The following is a 2,125-nucleotide window of genomic DNA, read 5'->3' as shown; positions in this document are numbered from 1 at the left end:
TATTTTGTTTAATTTTTCTTTTAAACTCACAATGTTTCTCTAATAATGCACCACAACGTTTACGTATAAGATTAGTGACGCGTTTAAACACCTAATTTAGTTAAACAAATACTTGCCAGCGGAAAATTCCGCAGGAATTTTCAGGATAAGCCTGTAATAGCAATTGTTTATAGCCATTGTTACCTACCGTTATTATTTATTTTTTCAATCCAATTTTCCTCAAATTCCTCTCTTAGTGAATCTTTGTTTCGTTTAGGATAAATTTGCGGATAAATATGTTTGAAAGCAAATCTATTTTGTCCTTCGGTTCTAAATTGTTGGAAATTTCCTTTCTCAGTTTGACTGTACATTATAAATTCTGTAGTGTCAATCATTTTTTGATTTCTTCCATAGAACGTCTTGCTTAAAAAATCAATTCTTGAATCTTGATTGAAATCGTACAATTCAAATTCAAATCTCGTTCTAAATCTTCCAAAATAACTTTCGCTTTTTGTTTTTAAGTCATAAACTAATTGATAATTCACGCTACAACCCAATCCTGTACAAGGTTCATTTGTAAGGACGAAACCAATTAGAGAGTCAGATTCGTAAAGTTTGATTTGTCTAATATTGTTTGCAAAATTTACGCTATCAACACTTTTTCCCCAATTATAATTTAAAGTGACTTTTTTTGATGTATTTATTTTAGCACCATTGATTATAATTTCAAGTGCGTTATCTTTTTCTGACCATTTGATTTCATTATCGGCAAGTTTAATTGCAAACTTTTTATCCGAATTATAAGGGTTATTGAAAATTAGAGTTGGTTCATATTTTTTAGATTCCAGATATTCAGAAATCATATTTCCGTATTCGACTTTTTTTGTCAAGTCAGTTTTAGATTCAGTTCTTTTCTCTTTAGAGCAACTAAAAATCAAAAGAAGTATGAATGTTGTTTTAATTACGGATTTCATCTAATGGTAGGTAACGGTTCGGCTATGGTTAGTACGGGAATTAAAAAGCGATTAATTTCCGATTAAGCACTAAGCCAAAACTTTTTATTTTGTTTTATCTTTTTCTTTATAAAGCCAAATCAAAAGATTTGGCGGACTTTGTTAAAAGCTCTAAATTTTGGGTTAAGCACCGAAACCCGTATTAACTATAGCCATTGTTAGGTGCTTTACTTCTTATATTAGATTTATATATGCCCTAATATTTCGCCCATCATATTTTTCAATATAAACAGGAAACATTCCATCGCCAAAAGCCGTGTTTAGAGCTATTCCAGCTCCATCACCTCCTTTAGAATATTGGAGTTCACCATATCCATCATCACTTAAAGTTGCGTAACAAGAACCTGCAAAAGAATAATTTAAATCTCTTTCGATTTTTACTTTTATTAATCTTTTTGATTCCACTAATTCATTAACAGTTTTGTCAAATCCAATAATTTTTTCTTGATAATTGTTGAAGTCTTTTTTGTATTGGTAAATATTTTGGGATTCTACATCTTTATATATTCTCAAGTCCTGAAATTCTTCTTTTTGCCAGTCTTCATCAATATAAATTGGGTCTGTTATTAGTAACTGTCCACTTGCGACATTTACATAACCAGCTTTCTCAACTTCCATTTTTCCATCACGTTCAAATAGGTATTCTTCAAAATTTTCTCCAACAAAAGACATAGATACTTGCATATCCTTGGCTTTTTCTAACTCCTTTTTAAGGATTTTTAATTCCTCATTTTTTCTTGAATGTTCATCTTCGTGATAATCTTTGTCAGAACTTAATCTTTCAATTTCATCTTCTCTAATTTTTATTCTTTGATTTAAAGCATTTTCCATAAACTCTGGAGTTTTTCTTTCCAATTCAGATACTCTGTCTTTCCAAAGATTTAGGTTTTTTTCAACAATTTTTACTTGTTCATCTTTTGCAGAAATAGTCGCTCTTAGATTTAAAATATATGCACGATAAATCCAACCCGCAGCACCAAGAGCAAATGCGTTAATTATTAATTGAATCCATTTAATGTAATCTTCTGGGTTCATAGTTTATTTTTTCGTATTGCACCTAACGGACTTGTGTATGTAACGTAGCGTGCAAAAAGACAATAGCCTTCGGGTTAACACAGAGCCGAATTTTTATA

Annotated in this window: 2 protein-coding genes; both read right to left on the bottom strand. The window is 30.4% G+C overall.

The features are described from left to right. Positions 1-179 precede the first annotated feature (179 nt). Positions 180-953: a hypothetical protein gene (locus Q1A01_RS23485; protein ID WP_299685976.1), complete on the bottom strand. Its 774-nt coding sequence runs from the start codon at positions 951-953 to the stop codon at positions 180-182. Positions 954-1,166: 213 nt separating this feature from the next. Continuing rightward, positions 1,167-2,027 (bottom strand): hypothetical protein, encoded by an 861-nt coding sequence (locus Q1A01_RS23480; RefSeq protein WP_299685973.1) that lies wholly within the window; start codon positions 2,025-2,027, stop codon positions 1,167-1,169. Between the last annotated feature and the right edge of the window lie 98 nt (positions 2,028-2,125).

Source organism: uncultured Dokdonia sp. (genome assembly GCF_947492815.1).
Lineage (GTDB): Bacteria > Bacteroidota > Bacteroidia > Flavobacteriales > Flavobacteriaceae > Dokdonia.
This window is presented reverse-complemented; position numbering and strand designations above follow the sequence as displayed.

Excerpts from the sequence above, each read along its gene's own strand:
- Q1A01_RS23485 (WP_299685976.1), bottom strand. The coding sequence starts at position 953 with ATGAAATCCGTAATTAAAACAACATTCATACTTCTTTTGATTTTTAGT.
- Q1A01_RS23480 (WP_299685973.1), bottom strand. The coding sequence starts at position 2,027 with ATGAACCCAGAAGATTACATTAAATGGATTCAATTAATAATTAACGCA.